Here is a 21,537-nt window from a genome sequence, read left to right as displayed (position 1 = left end):
GCACGCCTCTCGATGGTCTGAAAAAGATGCTGGATAATAAAGCATGACCCGCTTGACGGCTAGCGCCGTCGGAGACCCTTGCAATGCCTGACCAAGATGTACGCTTGCAACACCTGAAAGTTTGGCTCGATGAGCAGTTGGCAATCCTGTTTGCAGATCAGGGCTGGGGCGCCGTGCCCCCGGCCACGTTGACCGCGGCCAGCAGCGACGCGAGTTTCCGGCGTTATTTTCGCTGGGAAGGCGAGGGCCGCAGCTTCGTCGTGATGGACGCGCCGCCCCCTCAGGAAAACTGCAAACCGTTCGTGGATATCGCGTTTTTGCTGGCGAAATCCGGAATTAACGTGCCGAAAATTTATGCCGAAGACCTCGAACGCGGATTTCTTTTGCTCAATGACCTGGGCAACAAGACCTATCTGGACGTGATCGACAGCGAAAATGCCGACGCTTTGTTCAGCGATGCCCTGCAGGCACTGTTGGCTTTTCAGCAATTGCCGATGGTGGCGCCGCTGCCGAGTTACGACGTCGCACTGCTGCGTCGCGAGCTGGAACTGTTCCCCGAGTGGTACGTGAAGCGCGAACTCGGTATCGAGTTCGACGCGGCACAGCAACAGCAATGGCAAGCCGTCAGCGAACTGCTGATCGACAGCGCCCTGGCCCAGCCGAAAGTGCTGGTACATCGCGACTACATGCCGCGCAACCTGATGCTCAGTGAGCCGAATCCAGGCGTGCTCGATTTCCAGGATGCGGTGTATGGCCCGGTGACCTACGACGTGACCTGTCTGTTCAAGGACGCGTTCCTCAGCTGGCCTGAAGAGCGTGTGCGTGGCTGGCTGGAAACTTATTGGCAGCAAGCCGCCGCGCTGAACATCCCGGTGCAGGCGGATTTCGAAGACTTCCTGCGTGCCAGTGACCTGATGGGCGTGCAGCGCCACTTGAAAGTCATCGGCATCTTTGCCCGCATTTGCCATCGCGATGGCAAACCGCGTTATCTGGCCGACGTGCCGCGTTTCTTTGCTTATATAGAAGCGGTGCTCGTGCGCCGTCCTGAACTGGCGGATCTGCAGGCGCTGCTCGCCAGTCTGCGTGGCGGAGTGACTGCATGAAGGCAATGATTCTGGCGGCAGGCAAGGGCGAGCGCATGCGCCCGCTGACCCTGACCACCCCCAAGCCGCTGGTGCGCGCTGGCGGCGTGCCATTGATCGAGTATCACCTGCGCGCGCTGGCCGCGGCGGGTTTCAGCGAAATCGTGATCAACCATGCCTGGCTCGGCCAGCAGATCGAGGATTACCTGGGCGATGGTTCGCAGTTTGGCGTGAGCATTCAGTACTCGCCGGAAGGCGAGCCGCTGGAAACCGGCGGCGGGATTTTCCGGGCCTTGCCGTTGCTCGGTGACGATGCCTTTCTGGTGGTGAACGGTGACATCTGGACCGATTACGACTTCAGCGTGCTGCATCAACCGATCAACGGTCTGGCCCATCTGGTGCTGGCGGACAATCCGGCCCATCACCCGAGCGGCGATTTCACCTTGGCCAACGGTCAGGTGATCGATGGCCAGCCGGACGCGCCAACCCTGACCTACAGCGGCATCGCGGTCCTGCATCCGCAATTGTTCGATGGCTGCCCGGACGGCGCGTTCAAGCTTGCGCCACTGCTGCGCAACGCGATGGCAGAAGGACAGGTCACGGGCGAGCGCCTGAAAGGTCACTGGGTCGATGTCGGTACGCACGAGCGTCTGGCCGAAGCTGAAGCATTGATAAAAGCGAGTCGTTGATATGTTGTGGCCAGGGACTCTGATTGGAGCCGGAGCGGGTTTTGCAATTGCCAGCATTCCGGGGGCCATGCTTGGGGCTTTGCTGGGGCAGGCGCTGGATCGGCGCCTGCACTTGCAGAGCTGGGGACATCTGCGGGAAAAACTTGGTGGGCGGCCGATGTTGCGCAACGACGAACTGTTGTTCGTGTTGCTCGGGCGTCTGGCCAAGAGTGATGGACGGGTGACGGACGGCCATATCCAGCAGGCGCGCAATGAAATGAACGCGCTGGAGATGAGCGAGCCGGCACGGCGTCGGGCGATTGCCGCGTTCAATCGCGGCAAATCCGGCGGCGACCACCTGCGCGGTTATCTGCGGCGCCTGAGTGCTCAGCCCCATGCGGCCGAAGGCGTGTTGCGTGCCTGCTGGCGCATGGTCTGGGCCGACGGCCGCGCCGGCGTCAGCGAGCGTGAACTGTTGGCGCAGTGGGGCAAGTGGCTGGGTTGGACAACGCACCAGATACAGGCGCTGGCCAGCGACTACGAGCCGAACAAGCGCCCGATTGTCAGTGCGGCGGTGAGCTATCAGGAAGCGATGCGCCTGCTCGGCGTGTCGGCGACCAGCGAGCCGGCGCAGATCAAACGAGCCTACCGGCGCCTGCTCAGTCGGCATCATCCGGACAAGATTGCCGGCAGCGGTGCGACGCCGGAACAGGTGCGCGAGGCGACCGAGAAAACTCGCGAGCTGCACAACGCGTTTACCCTGATTCGGGCGAGGCGGGATTTTCGCTGATCGTTAGAATTGAGTTGTTGATGAGGGCCTCTTCGCGAGCAAGCCCGCTCCCAGCCTGATCGTATTCCAACGGGTGGAACGCGATCAGGCTGGGAGCGGGCTTGCTCGCGAATGGGGCGACCCGGTCTGTCAGTCGGTCTTCTGTGGATTCAACCAGCCACGCACCCGACGAAACAGCTGTTCCTGCTCGGCCTTGTTGTCCGGCAATGCCTTGAGCGCCACCTGGCTGAAGGCTGAAGTCTTCAAGCGCTTGCTGGCCTGCATGCGCTCCAGCGCCGCGTTGCGATCCAGCGCCTTGTCCATGTAGAAAATGTCGGCCGTCGGCAGCTTCAATGTCGGCGTCAGCTCGGCCAGTTGCGGTTTGGCCTTGGCCGGTGTCTGGGCGTCGACCATGACGAATTTTTCCACCTGGGCGGTCTGCCGCTCGCTGAGAAAACGCGCCGCCCAATAAGCGCCAGTGCCATGACCGAGCACCACGATGTGCCGGGCACTTTGCTGTTCGGCGTAGCCGATCGCGGCATCGATACGCGCAAAGATGCGGTCGGCGTCAGCCTTGGCTTGCTCTTCGCTGGTCTCGGCAACCACTTGGTCTGCGACCTCGGCTTCACCGCCAGCGGCCTGCTCGATCGGTTGGGCGGTCGTGGAATCCTTGCTGCCACTTTCCGCAGCTTTCGGCGCCGCCGGGGCTGCCATCACCCGCGGTGCGATGGCATCGCTTTGCAGGTCGGGCAGGGTGATACTCAGACTGCTCCACTCGACGTCGGGCAATTTATTTCGTAGCGGGCCGATGACTTGCGGCCAGTCAGCCGTTTCGCCGGCGCCTGGGACAATAATCACCGCGCCTTTTGGCTCGGCGGTATTGGCCGGTTTCCACAGCGCGAGGAAGGTGTCGGCGCCGGCCTGCAATTGCTGCTGTTCTTGTGCCGGGACTTTGCGTTCAAGTGCCGCGGCCTCTTCCTGACTACGCTCAAGCAGTGGCTGGCGTTCAGCCGGTTTTTCGGCGGCCGGTTGCTCGGCGGTGGAGGCGGGCGCCGGATCAGCGGCTTCGACGGAAAACGCACAAGGCAGGATCAGCGACAGGCACAATGCTGGCATTGCCAGGCGGTAGACAGAGGGCATCGGTTATTCCAGGCCAGAAAAGTATCCCGGCAGCCTAATGGGTTGGTCAGAATTTGTCAGTGTACGAGACTTCAATGATGCGTTTTTGCTGCCTGTGGGTTATCGGCTGGTTGTGTTTTCCCTTGATGGGCTGGGCAGCGTCTGCGCCGGCAGCGCATGCCGCGCCGTTGACGTTCAGTGAGCAGCAGTGGCTGGCGCAGCACCGTGAGTTGCGGGTAGGCCTGGTCCTGCAGACGCCGTACGCGCAATACGATCGGCGTCTGCAGCGATTGTCCGGGGCCAACGTCGAATTGATGAAGACACTGGCCAAGACGTTGAACGTCGAGCTGAGCTGGCGCAATTTCCAGGATCTGGCGCAACTGGAAGACGCAGCCCGCGAAGGCGAAATCGACATTGCCCCGGGCCTGACCCAGACCCCCGGGGCGCTGCGGCTGTGGCTGTTTTCCGATCCGTACATGCGCGTACCGCAACTGGTGGTCAGCGACCAGAAGAGCGGCGGCGTGGTGGAGCTGGAGAAAGTCGACAGCCTGGCCCGCGTCGCTGTGCGCATGCCCAGCGCCACCGCCGATTATTTGCGCAGCAATTATCCGCACCTGAATCTGCAAGGCGTGCCGCTGGAGCGTCAGGCGCTGCAACTGCTGTTGAGTCAGCAGGCGTCCTACGCCGTGGTGGATGAGGCGCAACTCGGGCGCTTGTCCGCCGAACCTGAGTTCGCCGGGTTGGTGGTGGTCGGTGATATCGGGCTGCCGCAACTGTTGCGGGTGGCTACGCGACGCGACTGGCCGCAGCTGGCCGCAATTGTCGAAAGCGCGTTGCGGGCGATCCCGGCCAAGGATCTGGAGCGCCTGCACACGCAATGGCTTCAACCCAAGTATCCACGTCTGTCGGAGTCGCCAGGGTTCTGGCAGAACCTCAGCCTGCTGTTCGCCGTGATGCTGCTCAGTTGTATCGCCATTGTCTGGTGGCAGCGGCGTCAGCAGCACAGCCTTGAACATCGGTTACTGGCAGCGCGAGAAGACATCGCCCTGCGCGCAGCCAGCGAAGAGGCCCTGCGCCTGACCCAGTTTTCCATCGACCAAAGCACCGTCGGCATTCTCTGGGTCAACTGGGACAGCCATGTGCGCTACGCCAACCGGGCGGCGGAAAGCATGCTCGGTTATCCACAGGGCGCGCTCATCGAACGGCCGCTGATCGACTTCGAGCCCGGTCTGCACATGGACCGCTGGCTCAACCTGTGGAAACGTGCGCGGGCCAGTGAAGAAGGGCCGTTGAGCTTTGAAACCAGTTGCGTGCGCGCCGATGGCAGCGTTCTGCCGGCGGACGTATCGCTGAGTTTTCTGCGGTTTCGCGACAGCGAGTACCTGGTGGTTTATCTCACCGACGTCACCGAGCGCCGCCGCGCGCTGGCCGCCTTGCAGGAGAGTGAAGCGCGCCTGCAGGGCATCGCCGCCAACGTGCCGGGGCTGGTGTTCCGCCTCGAGCGCGCACCGGTGACCGGGCAGATCGATTTCGCCTACATCAGTGAGGGCAGCGAAAGTCTGGTCGGTTACGCACCGGCCACCATCGCGCACCGTGACATGGGCCTGCGCAGTCTGGTGCATCCCGATGACAAGGCCAGTTATCACCAGACCCAGGATCAAGCGCTGGACACTGACAGCGACTGGTCGTGGCAGGGTCGCATCCTCACCCGGCAGGGCGAGCAACGCTGGGCCGAGATCAAGGCGATCACCCGGCAACTGGAGGACGGTGCCTATGTCTGGGACGGTATTGTCTGGGACATCAGCGAAAGCAAGCGCATCGAACTGGAACTGGCGGCGTCCCGCGAGCAACTGCGCGAGCTGTCGGCGCACCTTGAGAGCGTGCGTGAAGAAGAGAAGGCGCGCATTGCCCGGGAAGTGCACGATGAGCTGGGACAGATGCTCACGGTGCTGAAACTGGAAACCTCGATGTGCGAGCTGGCCTATGCGCAACTCGATCCGGGGCTGAATGAACGGTTGAACAGCATGAAACGCCTGATCGCCCAGTTGTTTCAGCTGGTGCGCGACGTGGCGACCGCGCTGCGGCCGCCGATTCTCGACGCCGGGATCGCCTCGGCGATTGAGTGGCAGGCGCGGCGGTTCGAGGCGCGCACGCAGATTCCGTGTCTGGTGCAGGTGCCGGACAATCTGCCGGCGCTCAGCGATGCCAAGGCGATCGGGCTGTTCCGGATTTTGCAGGAGGCGCTGACCAATGTGATGCGCCATGCCCAGGCGCATACTGTGGAGCTGACGCTGGCGCTGGAAGGCGACGAATTGTGTCTGACGGTCAGTGATGATGGCGTAGGCTTTGTCGCCGCCACCGGCCGCTCGACTTCCTTTGGTCTGGTGGGCATGCGCGAGCGCGTGCTGATCATGGGCGGGCGCTTGCTGCTTGAGAGTGAGCCGGGGGAGGGCACCAGTCTGGTGGTGTGGGTGCCGGTGACCGAGGTCTGATTTTTGTGGTGTTGATGCTGGCCTCTTCGCGAGCAGGCTCGCTCCCACATTGGAATGCATTTCCCTGTGGGAGCGAGCCTGCTCGCGAATGATCCTGACGCTGAAGAAGAACAATGGAGAAGAACGTGATCCGTGTACTGGTAGCCGAAGACCACACCATCGTCCGTGAAGGGATCAAGCAATTGATCGGCCTGGCCAAGGATCTGCAAGTCGTGGGCGAGGCGAGCAATGGCGAGCAGTTGCTTGAGACCCTGCGCAGTGTGCCGTGCGAGGTGGTGCTGCTGGACATCTCGATGCCTGGGGTCAACGGGCTGGAGGCGATCCCGCGGATCCGCGCGCTGAACAATCCGCCGGCGATTCTGGTGCTGTCGATGCACGATGAAGCGCAAATGGCCGCCCGCGCGCTGAAGGTGGGCGCGGCGGGGTATGCGACCAAGGACAGCGATCCGGCGCTGTTGCTGACGGCCATTCGCAAAGTCGCGGCCGGCGGGCGCTATATCGACCCGGAGCTGGCTGACCGGATGGTCTTCGAAGTCGGCCTGACCGACACGCGCCCGTTGCATTCGCTGCTGTCCGAACGTGAGTTCTCGGTGTTCGAGCGCCTGGCCCAGGGCGCCAACGTCAACGATATCGCTCAGCAACTGGCCCTGAGCAGCAAGACCATCAGCACCCACAAGGCGCGGCTGATGCAGAAGCTCAACATCACCTCGCTGGCCGAGCTGGTGAAGTACGCGATGGAACACAAACTCCTCTGAGCCACACCGCAATCTAAAACTGTGGGAGGGGGCTTGCTCCCGAATGCGGTGGGCCATCCAACTTATTTAGCGACTGACACACCGCATTCGGGAGAAAGCCCCCTCCCACATAAGATCTTCACCGTGCTCAGGATTGAGCTCATATCCATTAACGACATGTGCTTTTGCCTGTTCTTGCGGCTCGCCGCTTGTTGCTTGCCGCTGCGGTTGCCAAAACGCGCCATCCTTGTAGGGCAATCCCTACCCCCAACCTTCCATCCGGCTGAGGCGATTCTCTCCTGCGCCCCGATTTGCGTGGCTGGCGCCAGCCACTAGGCTTAATCCACAGCAGTTACCAATAACAAAGGTGTGGGTATGAGCCAGGTCGATTCAAACGCAGGGGCCAGTGACGTGCTGGTCAGCTTTCGTGGAGTGCAGAAGAGCTACGACGGCGAGAACCTGATCGTCAAAGACCTCAACCTGGACATTCGCAAGGGCGAGTTCCTGACCCTGCTCGGGCCGTCCGGCTCCGGCAAGACCACCAGTCTGATGATGCTCGCCGGGTTCGAAACGCCGACCGCCGGCGAAATCCTCCTGGCTGGCCGCGCAATCAACAACGTGCCGCCGCACAAGCGCGACATCGGCATGGTGTTTCAGAACTACGCGCTGTTCCCGCACATGACCGTCGCCGAAAACCTCGCCTTCCCGCTGACCGTGCGTGGCCTGAACAAGAGCGACGTCAGCGACAAGGTCAAGAAAGTCCTGAGCATGGTCCAGCTCGACGCCTTCGCTGCGCGTTATCCGGCGCAACTGTCCGGTGGTCAGCAGCAGCGGGTGGCGCTGGCCCGGGCGCTGGTGTTCGAACCGCAGCTGGTATTGATGGACGAACCGCTGGGTGCCCTCGATAAACAGTTGCGTGAACACATGCAGATGGAGATCAAGCACCTGCACCAACGCCTCGGCGTGACCGTGGTCTACGTGACCCACGACCAGGGCGAGGCCCTGACCATGTCCGACCGCGTGGCCGTGTTTCACCAGGGCGAGATCCAGCAGATTGCCCCGCCGCGCACCCTCTACGAAGAACCGAAAAACACCTTCGTCGCCAACTTCATCGGCGAGAACAATCGCCTCAATGGCCGCCTGCTCAGCCAGAGCGGTGAGCGCTGCGTGGTCGAGCTGGGCCGTGGCGAAAAGGTCGAGGCGCTGGCGGTCAACGTCGGCCAGACCGGCGAACCGGTGACCCTGTCGATTCGTCCGGAACGCGTCAGTCTCAATGGCTCGAGCGATCAATGCGTCAACCGCTTCTCAGGGAGGGTGGCGGAATTCATCTATCTGGGCGACCACGTCCGGGTGCGCCTGGAAGTCTGCGGCAAGACCGACTTCTTCGTGAAACAGCCGATTGCCGAGCTCGATCCAGCGCTCGCGGTCGGGGACGTGGTACCGCTTGGCTGGCAGGTCGAGCACGTACGTGCACTTGACCCGCTGTTAGAGGCGAACTGATCGCCCCCGCAATACCAACACCAACCCTGCACGTGGAGAGAACAATAAATGTTGAGATCCCTGAAGTTCACCGCCCTGACCCTGGGCCTGATGGGGGCGGCCAGCGCAATGGCTGCTGGCCCGGATTTGACTGTGGTGTCGTTTGGCGGGGCGAACAAGGCTGCGCAGGTCAAAGCCTTCTATGCACCGTGGGAAGCAGCGGGTAACGGCAAGATCGTCGCCGGCGAATACAACGGCGAAATGGCCAAGGTCAAAGCCATGGTCGACACCAAGAGCGTGTCGTGGGACCTGGTGGAAGTCGAATCGCCAGAATTGGCCCGTGGTTGCGATGAAGACATGTTCGAGCCGCTGGACCCGGCGCTGTTCGGCAAGTCTGAAGATTACGTCAAGGGTGCGATCCAGCCTTGCGGCGTGGGCTTCTTCGTCTGGTCGACCGTGCTGGCCTACAACGCCGACAAGCTGAAAACCGCGCCGACCAGTTGGGCCGATTTCTGGGACACCAAGAAATTCCCGGGCAAGCGTGGCCTGCGTAAAGGCGCCAAGTACACCCTGGAATTCGCGTTGATGGCCGACGGTGTGGCGCCGAAAGACGTCTACAAAGTGCTGGCTGGCAAAGATGGCCAGGACCGTGCGTTCAAGAAGCTCGATGAACTCAAGCCAAGCATCCAGTGGTGGGAAGCCGGCGCGCAACCGCCGCAGTACCTTGCTTCCGGTGACGTGGTCATGAGCTCGGCCTACAACGGTCGTATCGCTGCGGTGCAGAAAGAATCCAACCTGAAAGTGGTGTGGAACGGCGGGATCTACGACTTCGACGCGTGGGCCATCCCCAAAGGCCTGGACAAGGCGCGTGCTGAAGCGGCGAAGAAATTCATTGCTTACTCGGTCCAGCCGCAGCAGCAGAAGACCTACTCGGAAAACATCGCCTACGGCCCGGCCAACACTCAAGCAGTCCCGCTGCTGAGCAAGGACGTGCTGAAGGACATGCCGACTACCCCGGAAAACATCGCCAATCAGGTGCAGATCGACGTCAGCTTCTGGGCTGACAACGGCGAGCAACTGGAGCAGCGCTTCAATTCCTGGGCAGCAAAGTAAGCGCACGACCCTGTGGAAGCGGGCTTGCTCGCGAAAGCGTCAGCACATTCAACATTGATGTCCACTGACACGCCGCCTTCGCGAGCAAGCCCGCTCCCACATTTAAAAGTTCGAGGCGGTTCACTGCCTCTGTAACGATCAAAGATTTGCGGAGTACGTCATGGCCATCGCCGTTCCCCTGAACGAGGGCGCCAGCCCCACCTTGAAGCAGAAGCTCAAGCGCGCCGAACGGGTCAACCGCTGGAAGGCCCAGGCGTTGATTGCGCCGTTGGTGCTGTTTCTGTTGCTGGTGTTCCTGGTGCCGATCGTGGTGCTGCTCTACAAAAGCGTCGGTAACCCGGAAGTGGTCGGCGGCATGCCGCGCACCGTGGCGGCCATCGCCAGTTGGGACGGTCGCGGCCTGCCCGCTGAACCGGTGTACAAAGCGGCGGGCGAAGACCTTGCCGAAGCCCGCAAAAACCAGACGCTGGGCGACTTGTCCAAGCGCTTGAACATGGAGTTGGCCGGCTATCGCAGCCTGCTGACCAAAACTGCCCGGGCGCTGCCGTTCACCAGCGAACCGGCCTCCTATAAAGAAGCACTCGAAGGCCTCGACGAGCGCTGGGGCGATCCGGCCTACTGGCAGGCGGTCAAACGCAACACCAGCAGCATCACCCCGTATTACCTGCTGGCAGCGGTCGATCACCGCATCGACGACCTCGGCGAACTGGCCCCGGCCACGCCGGATCAGGCGATCTACCTCGACATCTTTGCGCGCACGTTCTGGATGGGCCTGATCATCACCGTGATCTGCCTGTTCCTCGCGTATCCACTGGCCTACCTGCTGGCGAACCTGCCGTCGCGCCAAAGCAACCTGCTGATGATTCTGGTGCTGCTGCCATTTTGGACCTCGATTCTGGTACGGGTCGCAGCATGGATCGTGCTGCTGCAATCGGGCGGGTTGATCAACAGCGCGCTGATGGCGATGGGCATCATCGACAAGCCGCTGGAGTTGGTGTTCAACCGCACCGGTGTGTACATCTCGATGGTGCACATCCTGCTGCCGTTCATGATCCTGCCGATCTACAGCGTGATGAAAGGCATCTCGCCCACCTACATGCGCGCCGCCATCTCGCTGGGCTGCCATCCATTCGCCAGTTTCTGGCGGGTGTACTTCCCGCAGACCTATGCCGGCGTCGGCGCCGGTTGCCTGTTGGTGTTCATCCTCGCCATCGGCTACTACATCACCCCGGCGCTGCTCGGCAGCCCGAACGATCAGATGGTCAGTTACTTCGTCGCGTTCTACACCAACACCAGCATCAACTGGGGCATGGCCACTGCGCTGGGCGGCTTGTTGCTGCTGGCGACTGTGGTGCTTTATCTGATCTACAGCTGGCTGGTGGGCGCCAGTCGCCTGCGCCTGAGCTAAGGGGAATTTGAAATGCTGAGTCCTTACATGTCGCCCATCGAACGGGTGTGGTTCTACAGCTTGCGGATTCTCTGCGGCCTGATCCTGCTGTTCCTGATTCTGCCGGTGCTGGTGATCGTGCCGCTTTCGTTCAACTCGGGCAGTTTTCTGGTGTATCCGCTGCAAGGCTTTTCCCTGCACTGGTATCAGGACTTCTTCGCCTCAGCCGAATGGATGCGCTCGCTGAAGAACAGCATCATCGTCGCTCCCGCCGCGACCGTACTGGCGATGGTCTTCGGCACATTGGCCGCGATCGGTCTGACCCGTGGCGACTTCCCCGGCAAGTCGCTGGTGATGGCGCTGGTGATTTCGCCGATGGTGGTGCCGGTGGTGATCATCGGTGTGGCGAGTTATCTGTTCTTCGCGCCGCTGGGGCTGGGCAACAGCTTCTTCTCGCTGATCGTGGTGCACGCGGTGCTGGGTGTGCCGTTCGTGATCATCACCGTGTCGGCGACGTTGCAGGGGTTCAACCACAACCTGGTGCGGGCGGCGGCCAGCCTCGGTGCTTCGCCGCTGACCACGTTCCGCCGGGTGACCTTGCCGCTGATTGCACCGGGGGTGATTTCCGGGGCGCTGTTTGCCTTTGCGACATCGTTCGATGAGGTGGTCGTGACGCTGTTCCTCGCCGGCCCCGAGCAGGCGACCTTGCCACGGCAGATGTTCAGCGGGATCCGCGAGAACCTCAGCCCGACAATTGCAGCTGCCGCGACGTTACTCATCGCTTTCTCCGTCATCCTTCTTCTGACTCTGGAATGGCTGCGCGGTCGTAGCGAGAAACTGCGCACCGCTCAGGTCTGAGCCGTACTCGGTGAAAACTGTGGGAGGGGGCTTGCTCCCGAAAGCGGTGGAACAGTTGAAATAGATGTCGACTGACCCACCGCCTTCGGGAGCAAGCCCCCTCCCACAGGGGATTTTTGGTGTGTTCAGAGGTTTGGGTCATTCATGGAGTGAATGGCAGACAACCCCAAACCCTCAGCTACGCTTGTGCTCAGCTCCCACATTACTCATCGCTTTCTCCGTCATCCTTCTACTGACTCTGGAATGGTTGCGCGGTCGTAGCGAGAAACTGCGCACCGCTCAGGTCTGAAGCCGTACTCGGTGAAAACTGTGGGAGGGGGCTTGCTCCCGAAAGCGGTGGAACAGTTGAAATAGATGTCGACTGACCCACCACCTTCGGGAGCAAGCCCCCTCCCACAGGGGATTTTTGGTGTGTTCAGAGGTTTGGGTCATTCATGGAGTGAATGGCAGACAACCCCAAACCCTCAGCTACGCTTGTGCTCAGCTCCCACATTTATAAGAGGCTGCGCACGATGAGTCTGTCCCAGTTCAAAATCGCTCACAAACTGATCACCGGCGCTGCGGCTATCGAGCAACTGGCGGCGGAACTCACTCGCCTGGATATCGACAACCCGCTGATCGTTACCGACGCCGCGCTAGTCAAGTCCGGCACCGTGGAGCTGGCGCTGTGCCAATTGGGCGGGCGCGAGTACGAGATCTTCGACCGGGTGCTGCCCGACCCGGAAATCGCCATCGTCGAAGACTGCATGCGCGTGTACCGCGAAGGCGGGCATGACGGCTTGATCGGCCTCGGCGGCGGCAGTGCCATCGACATCGCCAAAAGTGTCGCGGCCTACGCCGGTTATCACGGCGCGCTGGAGGATCTGTTCGGCGTCGATCAGGTGCCACGCAAAGGCCCGCCGCTGATTGCCATCCCGACCACCGCCGGCACCGGTTCGGAAGTGACCAACGTGGCGATCCTTTCCGACAAGGTCGCGCAACTGAAAAAAGGCATCGTCAGCGACTATCTATTGCCGGACGTGGCGCTGGTCAGCCCGCAAATGACCCTGACTTGCCCGCGCAGCGTCACCGCCGCCAGTGGTGTGGATGCACTGGTGCATGCCATCGAATCCTATCTGTCGGTCAACGCCTCGCCCATCACCGACGCGCTGGCCCTCGGCGCGATCAAGCTGATCGCCAGGTCGCTGCCCAAGGCCTACGCCAACGGCGCGAACCTGCAGGCCCGGGAAGACATGGCCACCGCCAGCCTGATGGCCGGCATGGCGTTCGGCAACGCGGGGGTTGGCGCGGTGCATGCGCTGGCGTACCCGCTGGGCGGGCGTTTCAACATTGCCCATGGCGTGAGTAATGCGTTGCTGCTGCCGTATGTCATGACCTGGAACAAGATGGCCTGCGTCGAGCGCATGCAGGATATCGCCGAAGCCATGGGGGTGAAGACTGCGCATCTGAGTGCCATGGAGGCGGCGGACAAAGCCGTGCAGGCGATGAGCGAACTGTGTGCGGCGGTGGAGATTCCGGCCGGGCTGCGCAGTTTCGGTGTGCCGCAAGAGGCGATCCCGGCCATGGCCGTGGAGGCCGCGGGGATCGAGCGTTTGATGCGCAACAACCCGCGCAAGCTCAGCGCCGCAGACATCGAGAAAATCTACCGCGCGGCTTATTGAGCCGCGCTCGGTCAGTGCTCATGGCACAACCCAATCATCGCGGTTACGGTGCGCGCGTCAATGCATGAGGCTACAATGCGCGCCATCGTGATTTAGCTCAGAAAAGGTGCGTCATGCAGCCCTTCGTAATTGCTCCGTCGATTCTCTCCGCCGACTTCGCCCGCCTCGGCGAAGAAGTGGACAACGTTCTGGCCGCCGGTGCCGACTTCGTCCACTTCGATGTCATGGACAACCACTACGTGCCGAACCTGACCATCGGTCCGATGGTTTGCGCCGCACTGCGCAAGTACGGGATCACCGCGCCGATCGACGCGCACCTGATGGTCAGCCCGGTGGATCGCATCGTTGGCGACTTCATCGAGGCCGGCGCCACCTATATCACCTTCCACCCGGAAGCCACGCTGCACGTCGATCGTTCGCTGCAACTGATCCGTGAAGGCGGCTGCAAATCCGGCCTGGTGTTCAACCCGGCGACCCCGCTGGACGTGCTCAAGTATGTGATCGACAAGGTCGACATGGTCTTGCTGATGAGCGTCAACCCGGGCTTCGGTGGGCAGAAGTTCATCCCCGGCACCCTCGACAAACTGCGCGAAGCGCGGGCGATCATCGATGCCTCGGGCCGCGACATCCGTCTGGAAATCGACGGCGGCGTCAACGTCAACAACATCCGTGAAATCGCCGCGGCCGGTGCGGACACTTTCGTCGCCGGCTCGGCGATCTTCAATGCGCCGAACTATCAGGAAGTCATCGACAAGATGCGTTCCGAACTGGCGCTGGCGCGCCCATGAGCGGTTTTGAGCAGCTGTTCCCGGGGCAACTGCCACGGTTGGTGATGTTCGATCTGGATGGCACGCTGATCGACTCGGTTCCCGACCTGGCGGCGGCGGTGGACACCATGCTGCTCTCCCTCGGCCGCAAGCCTGCCGGTATCGAGTCGGTGCGCGAGTGGGTCGGCAACGGCGCACCGGTGCTGGTGCGCCGGGCGCTGGCCGGCGGCATCGATCATTCTGCGGTGGATGACGTTGAAGCCGAGCACGCACTGGAAGTGTTCATGGAAGCCTACGGCGCGAGCCATGAGCTGACCGTGGTCTATCCCGGCGTGCGCGACACCCTCAAGTGGTTGCACAAACAGGGCGTGGCGATGGCGCTGATCACCAACAAGCCGGAGCGTTTTGTCGCGCCGCTGCTGGATCAGATGAAGATCGGCCGCTACTTCAAGTGGATCATCGGCGGCGATACGCTGCCGCAGAAGAAGCCCGACCCGGCCGCGCTGTTCTTCGTGATGAAAATGGCCAACATCCCGGCCTCGCAATCGCTGTTCGTCGGTGACTCGCGCAGCGACGTGCTGGCGGCGAAAGCGGCGGGGGTCAAATGCGTGGCGCTGAGCTATGGCTACAACCACGGCCGACCAATTGCCGAGGAATCGCCGGCATTGGTGATCGACGACCTGCGCAAGCTAATTCCCGGTTGCCTCGGTACAGCCGCTGAGATAACGTTGGCCGACGCTTCTCAATCCCATTCTGGAAACGCCATCGTGGTGGTCACCCGCAAACTCTGGATGAAAGTCATCAAGGCCCTGGCCCGCTGGCGTTGGCGCGCCTGACTTGTTCCTGGCCGGCCTGCCGGCGCGTTTGCACACCTGACTGATTTGCACCTCACACCACGAGGCACCTTATGATCCGCGAAGAATTCCTGCGCTTGGCCGCTGACGGCTACAACCGCATTCCGTTGGCCTGCGAAACCCTGGCCGACTTCGACACGCCGCTGTCGATCTACCTGAAACTGGCCGACCAGCCCAACTCCTACCTGCTCGAATCGGTGCAGGGTGGTGAGAAATGGGGCCGTTACTCGATCATCGGCCTGCCGTGTCGCACCGTGCTGCGGGTTCACGACCACCACGTGAGCATCACCGTTGATGGCGTCGAGACCGAAAGCCACGACGTTGAAGATCCGTTGGCCTTCGTCGAAGCCTTCAAGGCTCGCTATAACGTGCCGACCGTTGCCGGTCTGCCGCGTTTCAACGGTGGTCTGGTCGGTTACTTCGGTTATGACTGCGTGCGCTATGTCGAAAAGCGTCTGGGCAAATGCCCGAACCCGGATCCGCTGGGTGTGCCGGACATTCTGCTGATGGTGTCCGATGCCGTCGTCGTTTTCGACAACCTCGCCGGCAAGATGCACGCCATCGTCCTGGCCGACCCGGCGCACGCCGATGCTTACGAACAGGGCCAGGCGCAATTGCAGGCGCTGCTGGAAAAACTGCGCCAGCCGATCACCCCGCGCCGTGGCCTGGACTTCAGCAAGCAGCAAGCGGCTGATCCGGTATTTCGCTCCAGTTTCACTCAGGACGACTACGAAAAAGCCGTCGACACCATCAAGGAGTACATCCTTGCCGGTGATTGCATGCAAGTCGTGCCGTCGCAGCGCATGTCGATCGACTTCAAGGCAGCGCCGATTGATCTCTACCGCGCTCTGCGTTGCTTCAACCCGACGCCGTACATGTACTTCTTCAACTTCGGCGACTTCCACGTCGTCGGCAGTTCCCCGGAAGTGCTGGTGCGGGTCGAAGACAACCTGATCACCGTGCGCCCGATTGCCGGTACGCGTCCGCGGGGTGCTACCGAAGAAGCGGATCTGGCGCTGGAAGAGGATCTGCTGTCGGACGACAAGGAGATCGCCGAGCACCTGATGCTGATCGACCTCGGTCGTAACGACACCGGGCGGGTTTCGGAAATCGGTTCGGTGAAGCTCACCGAGAAAATGGTCATCGAACGCTATTCCAACGTGATGCACATCGTCTCTAACGTCACCGGCCAGTTGAAGGCCGGGTTGACGGCAATGGACGCACTGCGGGCGATCCTGCCGGCGGGCACCTTGTCTGGCGCGCCGAAGATTCGCGCGATGGAAATCATCGACGAACTGGAGCCGGTCAAGCGTGGCGTGTATGGCGGCGCGGTCGGTTACTTCGCCTGGAACGGCAACATGGACACCGCGATTGCGATTCGTACCGCGGTGATCAAAAACGGCGAACTGCACGTGCAGGCCGGTGGCGGCATTGTTGCCGACTCGGTGCCGGCGCTGGAATGGGAAGAAACCCTGAACAAGCGCCGCGCGATGTTCCGCGCCGTTGCCCTGGCCGAGCAAACCCCGGAAAGCTGAGTGCACACAATCCTCCTCTGTGGGAGCGGGCTTGCTCGCGAATGCGGACTGACATTCAAGATTGATGTCGACTGATACACCGCTTTCGCGAGCAAGCCCGCTCCCACATTGTGTTGTGGTCAGGCATAAAAAAACGCGGCGCCTGTGAGGGCGCCGCGTTTTTTATGCCTACAGATCAGAAATCCAGACTGACTCCAAGGTTGACCCCCTGCTGGGTGAAGTCATCATCCTTGCGCACGTTGTAGCTGGCGCGCAGGGCCAGGTCCTGCGTGAGTTTGTGGCTCACGCCCAGGTTCAGGCGATTCAGATTGGTCTGCGGCTCGTAGCCTTCCAGGGTGAAACGGTTATTCGGCAGGCTGTTGAGGTTGATGGTCAGGTCCTGCCGATCATCGTTGTACTCACGTTCGTGAGCGAACTCGCCGAACACCTCGGTCTGCGCGGTGATCTGGTACTTGCCCTGGATACCCAGACCCAGGCGCCGCGAGTTGCGCGACTGGTCATCGAAGGTCAGCGCCGTCGAGTCCGCGCCTTTTTCCGAGTAACCATCCACTTCGGTCTTGCCGAAATCGGCGCTGACGAACGGCGACAGATGCCACGGACTGCTGGCCTGCTGTGCGATGTCGTAGCCGATGCGGCCGCTGATCGCCAGCACGTAGCCGTCGGTGTCGCCTTTTTCCCCGCGCTCGTTCACCCCCAGCTGGAATTTACGCTTGAGGCTGTCGTAGTCGAGTTTGCCGGCGGTCATTGCCAGGTCGCCCCACCAGCGGTTTTGCTGATACTGGGCGAAGGCGGTGCCCATGTAGGAGTTGAGCTTGTATTGCGAGTCAGCATCGCCAGCTTCGAGTTTCTGGTGATAGAGACCTGCCGCCACGCCCACACGCCAGGCTTCGTTGACGCGATAGCTGCCGCCGATGTTCAGGTTATAGCCATTGCCGTCGGCACTGGCTGCGCTGTGCTGGCCGTCGAAATCTTGATGTTGACCGCCACCGGCGACAATCGCCCGCCATTGGCCGATGCCTTGCCAGTTTTCCCAGTCGGCCAGCCATTGGTTGCGCAGTTCATCTTGATGCGCGCGCAACGAGCCCTGGGCCATTTCCGGCAGCAGGGTCAGTTCCCACGGTGCCGCCAGCAGCGAATAGGCGTAATCGGCAATCAGCCGCTGGCCAGCTTCGGTCGGGTGCACCGCGTCGTTGTAGATCAGCTTGGTCGGATCCGGGGTGGCGCTGTTGATGCCGTATTTGGCGTTCTCCGTGCAACTGTTGCCGCTGAAGCAGGTGGCCGTGAGGTTCTGGTCTGTCGCGAGACCGAATTGCGCCGGATTGGCGAAGGCCTCTTTGAGCAGCACCGGAATGTTCAGTGGAATGATTTCGGCGCTGATGCCTTGCAACTGGCTGACCAGCTCAGTGTTGAACTGGGCGCTGAGCTGCGAGGTGAAACCCTGCAGTGGCGAGCCGTTGATCGCCGGGGTCAGGCCGATGTCCGGCAGCAGCCAGACCATGATGTATTTGGCGCCGGCACCTTGCAGCGTACGCACGCTGTCGGCCAGGCGATCGGCTGCCGCGTTGGCCTGATCGAGACTGAGCACGCGGCCCTGAAGGAAGTCGTTACCGCCACCGGACAGGTAATACAGGGCATTCGGATCGGCGCGCAGGCCGTTCGAGGGCAGATAGCCGCTGCGGGTGCGCTCGCCGGTGGCCGATTGCGTGGTGATCGAGTCGAGAATCTGGTCAGTGCGGTAGCCACCCACTGCCCAGTTATTGCCATCCGCCAGACCCTCACCGGCACGCACGGCAGAGGACGAGGACGCTGTCTGATCCGGGCTGAACCCCAGTTTGCCGCCGATGATCTGGGTGGCGTTGAGGTCACGGTTTTCGCCGGTGCCATCCTTGTACAGCGGGCCAGTGCGGTTGGTGTAGCGCTGTGTGGCGCCGGCCGGGCCGCCGGTGTCCTTGAAAGTCCCGGCATCGTTCAGGCTGTCGCCGAAGACGATGAAGTTGGAGTAGGGAGCGGGTGCTGCGTACGCCTGGGCACATGCCATGGCGAGCAGGCATCCGGCGAGCGGTACAAACAACGTCTGTTTGATCATGAGCAAGTCCGTTTATTTATTGTTGTAGGTGAACGAAACGACAGTACCAAAAACTTCCGGCCTTTTGCCATCGGTCGTGAACCCTCCTAAAGTTTGACCCCCTGCCGGCCCCGCCATATTGCACGCTCTGCCCAGCTAAGTTACTGTGCTGGAACGTATGAACGAGACCTTCCCCGTGTTGATCACCAGCAAACTTCTGGATCAAGTCATCAAGGCACACGCCCGCTGGCGTTGGCGCGCCTGAATCTTTTCTGCCGGCCCCGCCGGATCTGTATCGCTTTGCCTTCCTTGCCCGTTTGATATCCCGCTGTGCCGACGCGCATTCCCGCGTCCGACATCGTGCAGCGCCCTGCGGGCAAGTCATCTGAAGGCTGTCTTCAAGTCAGAATTCAAGAGGTTCGAAACGCCATGTTGCTGATGATCGACAACTACGACTCCTTTACTTACAACGTTGTGCAATACCTTGGCGAGCTGGGTGCCGAAGTCAAAGTCGTGCGCAACGACGAGCTGACCATCGCTGAAATCGAAGCGCTCAACCCGGAGCGCATCGTGGTTTCCCCCGGTCCATGCACCCCGACCGAAGCCGGCATCTCCATCGAAGCCATCAAGCATTTCGCCGGCAAACTGCCGATTCTCGGTGTGTGCCTGGGTCACCAGTCCATCGGTCAGGCCTTCGGCGGCGATGTGGTGCGTGCCCGCCAAGTGATGCACGGTAAGACTAGCCCGGTATTCCACGAGGACAAGGGCGTTTTTGCCGGCCTGAATCATCCGCTGACGGTTACCCGTTACCACTCGCTGATCGTCAAGCACGATACTTTGCCTGATTGCCTGGAGCTGACCGCGTGGACCCAGCACGATGACGGCAGCGTCGACGAGATCATGGGCCTGCGTCACAAGACTCTGAACATTGAGGGCGTACAGTTCCACCCCGAGTCGATTCTGACCGAGCAGGGTCATGAACTGTTTGCGAACTTCCTCAAACAAACCGGCGGCACGCGCTAAGGACTTCCATGAATATCAAGACAGCCCTGAGCCGTATCGTCGAGCACCTCGATCTCAGCACCGAAGAAATGCGCGATGTGATGCGCGAAATCATGACCGGCCAATGCACCGACGCGCAGATCGGCGCGTTCATGATGGCCATGCGCATGAAGAGCGAGAGCATTGACGAAATCGTCGGTGCGGTGTCGGTGATGCGGGAACTGGCCGATCAAGTCGAACTCAAGACCCTCGACGGTGTGGTCGACGTGGTCGGGACCGGCGGTGACGGCGCGAACATCTTCAACGTGTCGACCGCTTCTTCCTTTGTTGTCGCAGCAGCCGGTTGCACCGTGGCCAAGCACGGCAACCGCGCGGTATCGGGCAAGAGCGGCAGCGCCGATTTGCTCGAAGCTGCCGGCATCTACCTGAACCTGACGCCGGTACAGGTCGCCCGTTGCATCGACAACGTCGGCATCGGTTTCATGTTTGCCCAGACCCATCACAAAGCCATGAAGTACGCCGCCGGCCCGCGCCGCGATCTCGGCCTGCGTACGCTGTTCAACATGCTCGGCCCGCTTACGAATCCGGCCGGTGTAAAACATCAGGTGGTGGGCGTGTTCACCCAGGCCTTGTGCCGGCCATTGGCCGAAGTCTTGCAGCGCCTGGGCAGCAAACACGTGCTGGTGGTGCACTCCAAGGACGGTCTGGACGAATTCAGCCTGGCCGCGCCGACTTATGTTGCCGAGCTGAAAAATAACGAGATCACTGAGTATTGGGTGGAGCCGGAAGATCTGGGCATGAAGAGCCAGAGCCTGCACGGCCTGTCGGTCGAAGGTCCGGAAGCGTCGCTGGCGCTGATCCGTGATGCACTGGGCAAGCGCAAAACCGAAAACGGCCAGAAAGCTGCTGAAATGATTGTGCTCAATGCCGGTGCCGCGTTGTACGCCGCCGACCTGGCCACGAGTCTGAAAGAAGGCGTGGCGCTTGCGCACGACGCTCTGCACACCGGTCTGGCTCGGGAAAAACTTGAGGAGCTGGGTGCCTTTACCGCGGTATTCAAAGTGGAGAATGAGGGATGAGTGTACCGACGGTTCTGGAAAACATTCTGGCGCGTAAAGTCCAGGAAGTCGCCGAGCGTAGCGCTCGCGTCAGCCTGAGCGAGCTGGAAAGTCTGGCCAAGGCGGCCGATGCACCCCGTGGTTTTGCCCAGGCATTGCTGGCGCAGGCCAAGAAGAAACAACCGGCGGTGATCGCTGAAATCAAGAAGGCTTCGCCGAGCAAAGGTGTGATCCGCGAGAACTTCGTGCCCGCCGACATCGCCAGGAGCTACGAGAAGGGCGGGGCGACCTGCCTGTCGGTGCTGACCGATATCGATTACTTCCAGGGCGCTGACATCTACCTGCAACAGGCCCGCGCTGCGTGCAAATTGCCGGTGATCCGCAAAGACTTCATGATCGATCCCTACCAGATCGTCGAAGCCCGTGCACTGGGCGCCGACTGCGTGCTGTTGATCGTCTCCGCGCTGGATGACGTGAAAATGGCCGAGCTGGCTTCGGTCGCCAAAGGCGTCGGTCTCGACGTGCTGGTGGAAGTGCACGACGGCGATGAGCTGGAGCGCGCGCTGAAAACCCTCGACACGCCACTGGTCGGGGTCAACAACCGTAACCTGCACACCTTCGACGTCAGCCTGGAAACCACCCTCGACCTGCTGCCGCGCATTCCACGCGATCGTCTGGTGATCACCGAGAGCGGCATCCTCAACCGCGCCGATGTCGAACTGATGGAAATCAGCGACGTTTACGCGTTCCTGGTGGGTGAGGCGTTCATGCGTGCCGAAAGCCCGGGCACCGAGTTGCAGCGCCTGTTCTTCCCGGAGCGTGGTGTGCCGGTCAGCGGTTCGACCCTCGACTGAATCAGTCAGACCGAGTCGACCCCTTCGCGAGCAGGCTCGC

At 61.5% G+C, this 21,537-nt stretch carries 18 protein-coding genes and 1 pseudogene; 17 read left to right on the top strand and 2 right to left on the bottom strand.

All coding sequences use genetic code 11. From position 1 onward, the window contains the following. Positions 1–83 precede the first annotated feature (83 nt). The 3 genes from AC1UK9_RS25615 to AC1UK9_RS25605 are packed head-to-tail and all read left to right on the top strand — an operon-like array spanning position 84 to position 2,540. Positions 84–1,103 carry an aminoglycoside phosphotransferase family protein gene (locus tag AC1UK9_RS25615; protein ID WP_473013736.1) on the top strand — a complete coding sequence of 340 codons (1,020 nt, stop codon included), beginning with the start codon at positions 84–86 and terminating at the stop codon, positions 1,101–1,103. Further along, positions 1,100–1,771, top strand: a complete 672-nt coding sequence (gene murU / locus AC1UK9_RS25610; RefSeq protein WP_482578711.1) for an N-acetylmuramate alpha-1-phosphate uridylyltransferase MurU — start codon at positions 1,100–1,102, stop codon at positions 1,769–1,771. The genes AC1UK9_RS25615 and murU overlap by 4 nt, the downstream gene beginning before the upstream one ends. A 1-nt stretch (position 1,772) precedes the next feature. Further along, positions 1,773–2,540: a TerB family tellurite resistance protein gene (locus AC1UK9_RS25605; protein ID WP_025108658.1), complete on the top strand. Its 768-nt coding sequence runs from the start codon at positions 1,773–1,775 to the stop codon at positions 2,538–2,540. A 129-nt stretch (positions 2,541–2,669) separates the two neighbouring features. Here AC1UK9_RS25605 and AC1UK9_RS25600 read toward each other — a convergent pair whose 3' ends face one another. After that, the gene (locus tag AC1UK9_RS25600; protein WP_482578710.1) at positions 2,670–3,659 is read right to left on the bottom strand and encodes an alpha/beta hydrolase family protein; all 990 of its coding nucleotides are present in this window, start codon (positions 3,657–3,659) and stop codon (positions 2,670–2,672) included. A gap of 74 nt (positions 3,660–3,733) precedes the next feature. On the opposite strand from AC1UK9_RS25600, the gene AC1UK9_RS25595 reads away from it, so the two are divergent. The 11 genes and pseudogenes from AC1UK9_RS25595 (at position 3,734) to trpE (ending at position 16,518) form a co-directional block, all read left to right on the top strand. Beyond that, entirely contained in the window at positions 3,734–6,130 is a 2,397-nt protein-coding gene (locus AC1UK9_RS25595; protein ID WP_482578709.1) for a PAS domain-containing sensor histidine kinase, read from the top strand. A 125-nt stretch (positions 6,131–6,255) separates the two neighbouring features. Next, on the top strand, positions 6,256–6,885 hold the full coding sequence (locus AC1UK9_RS25590) for a response regulator (protein ID WP_003228820.1): 630 nt from the start codon (positions 6,256–6,258) through the stop codon (positions 6,883–6,885). Positions 6,886–7,239: 354 nt separating this feature from the next. Next, positions 7,240–8,364, top strand: a complete 1,125-nt coding sequence (locus AC1UK9_RS25585; RefSeq protein ID WP_025113553.1) for an ABC transporter ATP-binding protein — start codon at positions 7,240–7,242, stop codon at positions 8,362–8,364. A gap of 48 nt (positions 8,365–8,412) precedes the next feature. Then, positions 8,413–9,456 carry an ABC transporter substrate-binding protein gene (locus tag AC1UK9_RS25580; RefSeq protein ID WP_025113554.1) on the top strand — a complete coding sequence of 348 codons (1,044 nt, stop codon included), beginning with the start codon at positions 8,413–8,415 and terminating at the stop codon, positions 9,454–9,456. A gap of 160 nt (positions 9,457–9,616) precedes the next feature. After that, positions 9,617–10,864, top strand: coding sequence for an ABC transporter permease (locus AC1UK9_RS25575; protein WP_482578708.1), 1,248 nt, complete (start codon positions 9,617–9,619; stop codon positions 10,862–10,864). 12 nt (positions 10,865–10,876) lie between these two features. After that, complete coding sequence (locus AC1UK9_RS25570) at positions 10,877–11,701, top strand: ABC transporter permease (protein ID WP_007966446.1); 825 nt, start codon at positions 10,877–10,879, stop codon at positions 11,699–11,701. A 184-nt stretch (positions 11,702–11,885) separates the two neighbouring features. Next, positions 11,886–11,990, top strand: a pseudogene (locus AC1UK9_RS25565) (ABC transporter permease); the annotation flags it as partial. A 223-nt stretch (positions 11,991–12,213) separates the two neighbouring features. Continuing rightward, on the top strand, positions 12,214–13,362 hold the full coding sequence (locus AC1UK9_RS25560; protein ID WP_025113556.1) for an iron-containing alcohol dehydrogenase: 1,149 nt from the start codon (positions 12,214–12,216) through the stop codon (positions 13,360–13,362). A 113-nt stretch (positions 13,363–13,475) separates the two neighbouring features. Continuing rightward, positions 13,476–14,150, top strand: coding sequence for a ribulose-phosphate 3-epimerase (gene rpe, locus AC1UK9_RS25555; protein ID WP_003228808.1), 675 nt, complete (start codon positions 13,476–13,478; stop codon positions 14,148–14,150). Continuing rightward, a complete protein-coding gene (locus tag AC1UK9_RS25550) occupies positions 14,147–14,965 on the top strand; it encodes a phosphoglycolate phosphatase (RefSeq protein ID WP_102356217.1) in 819 nt (272 codons plus the stop codon). Before rpe ends, AC1UK9_RS25550 begins: the two co-directional genes overlap by 4 nt. A 71-nt stretch (positions 14,966–15,036) precedes the next feature. Then, positions 15,037–16,518, top strand: a complete 1,482-nt coding sequence (gene trpE / locus AC1UK9_RS25545; protein WP_473013730.1) for an anthranilate synthase component I — start codon at positions 15,037–15,039, stop codon at positions 16,516–16,518. A 175-nt stretch (positions 16,519–16,693) separates the two neighbouring features. On the opposite strand, the gene estP is transcribed toward trpE, so the two are convergent. Then, on the bottom strand, positions 16,694–18,604 hold the full coding sequence (gene estP, locus AC1UK9_RS25540; RefSeq protein WP_473013729.1) for an esterase EstP: 1,911 nt from the start codon (positions 18,602–18,604) through the stop codon (positions 16,694–16,696). A gap of 408 nt (positions 18,605–19,012) precedes the next feature. Here estP and AC1UK9_RS25535 point away from each other — a divergent pair, with 408 nt between their 5' ends. From AC1UK9_RS25535 to trpC, 3 genes are read left to right on the top strand one after another with little or no spacing between them, the layout of a single operon-like run. Then, complete coding sequence (locus AC1UK9_RS25535; protein WP_025113531.1) at positions 19,013–19,606, top strand: aminodeoxychorismate/anthranilate synthase component II; 594 nt, start codon at positions 19,013–19,015, stop codon at positions 19,604–19,606. 8 nt (positions 19,607–19,614) lie between these two features. Continuing rightward, positions 19,615–20,664, top strand: a complete 1,050-nt coding sequence (gene trpD / locus AC1UK9_RS25530) for an anthranilate phosphoribosyltransferase (protein WP_025113532.1) — start codon at positions 19,615–19,617, stop codon at positions 20,662–20,664. Beyond that, positions 20,661–21,497, top strand: a complete 837-nt coding sequence (gene trpC / locus AC1UK9_RS25525; RefSeq protein ID WP_025113533.1) for an indole-3-glycerol phosphate synthase TrpC — start codon at positions 20,661–20,663, stop codon at positions 21,495–21,497. The genes trpD and trpC overlap by 4 nt, the downstream gene beginning before the upstream one ends. The last annotated feature ends 40 nt before the right edge of the window (positions 21,498–21,537 follow it).

This window comes from Pseudomonas sp. AK-TSAG1-1 (assembly GCF_056821665.1).
The sequence above is the reverse complement of the archived record's forward strand: the minus strand, read 5'-3'. Positions and strand labels throughout refer to the sequence as shown.

What these genes read in the sequence shown, in the direction of transcription:
- AC1UK9_RS25615 (WP_473013736.1), top strand. Translation starts at nt 84, where the DNA reads ATGCCTGACCAAGATGTACGCTTGCAACACCTGAAAGTTTGGCTCGAT.
- murU (WP_482578711.1), top strand. Translation starts at nt 1,100, where the DNA reads ATGAAGGCAATGATTCTGGCGGCAGGCAAGGGCGAGCGCATGCGCCCG.
- AC1UK9_RS25605 (WP_025108658.1), top strand. Translation starts at nt 1,773, where the DNA reads ATGTTGTGGCCAGGGACTCTGATTGGAGCCGGAGCGGGTTTTGCAATT.
- AC1UK9_RS25600 (WP_482578710.1), bottom strand. Translation starts at nt 3,659, where the DNA reads ATGCCCTCTGTCTACCGCCTGGCAATGCCAGCATTGTGCCTGTCGCTG.
- AC1UK9_RS25595 (WP_482578709.1), top strand. Translation starts at nt 3,734, where the DNA reads ATGATGCGTTTTTGCTGCCTGTGGGTTATCGGCTGGTTGTGTTTTCCC.
- AC1UK9_RS25585 (WP_025113553.1), top strand. Translation starts at nt 7,240, where the DNA reads ATGAGCCAGGTCGATTCAAACGCAGGGGCCAGTGACGTGCTGGTCAGC.
- AC1UK9_RS25580 (WP_025113554.1), top strand. Translation starts at nt 8,413, where the DNA reads ATGTTGAGATCCCTGAAGTTCACCGCCCTGACCCTGGGCCTGATGGGG.
- AC1UK9_RS25575 (WP_482578708.1), top strand. Translation starts at nt 9,617, where the DNA reads ATGGCCATCGCCGTTCCCCTGAACGAGGGCGCCAGCCCCACCTTGAAG.
- AC1UK9_RS25570 (WP_007966446.1), top strand. Translation starts at nt 10,877, where the DNA reads ATGCTGAGTCCTTACATGTCGCCCATCGAACGGGTGTGGTTCTACAGC.
- AC1UK9_RS25560 (WP_025113556.1), top strand. Translation starts at nt 12,214, where the DNA reads ATGAGTCTGTCCCAGTTCAAAATCGCTCACAAACTGATCACCGGCGCT.
- rpe (WP_003228808.1), top strand. Translation starts at nt 13,476, where the DNA reads ATGCAGCCCTTCGTAATTGCTCCGTCGATTCTCTCCGCCGACTTCGCC.
- AC1UK9_RS25550 (WP_102356217.1), top strand. Translation starts at nt 14,147, where the DNA reads ATGAGCGGTTTTGAGCAGCTGTTCCCGGGGCAACTGCCACGGTTGGTG.
- trpE (WP_473013730.1), top strand. Translation starts at nt 15,037, where the DNA reads ATGATCCGCGAAGAATTCCTGCGCTTGGCCGCTGACGGCTACAACCGC.
- estP (WP_473013729.1), bottom strand. Translation starts at nt 18,604, where the DNA reads ATGATCAAACAGACGTTGTTTGTACCGCTCGCCGGATGCCTGCTCGCC.
- AC1UK9_RS25535 (WP_025113531.1), top strand. Translation starts at nt 19,013, where the DNA reads ATGTTGCTGATGATCGACAACTACGACTCCTTTACTTACAACGTTGTG.
- trpD (WP_025113532.1), top strand. Translation starts at nt 19,615, where the DNA reads ATGAATATCAAGACAGCCCTGAGCCGTATCGTCGAGCACCTCGATCTC.
- trpC (WP_025113533.1), top strand. Translation starts at nt 20,661, where the DNA reads ATGAGTGTACCGACGGTTCTGGAAAACATTCTGGCGCGTAAAGTCCAG.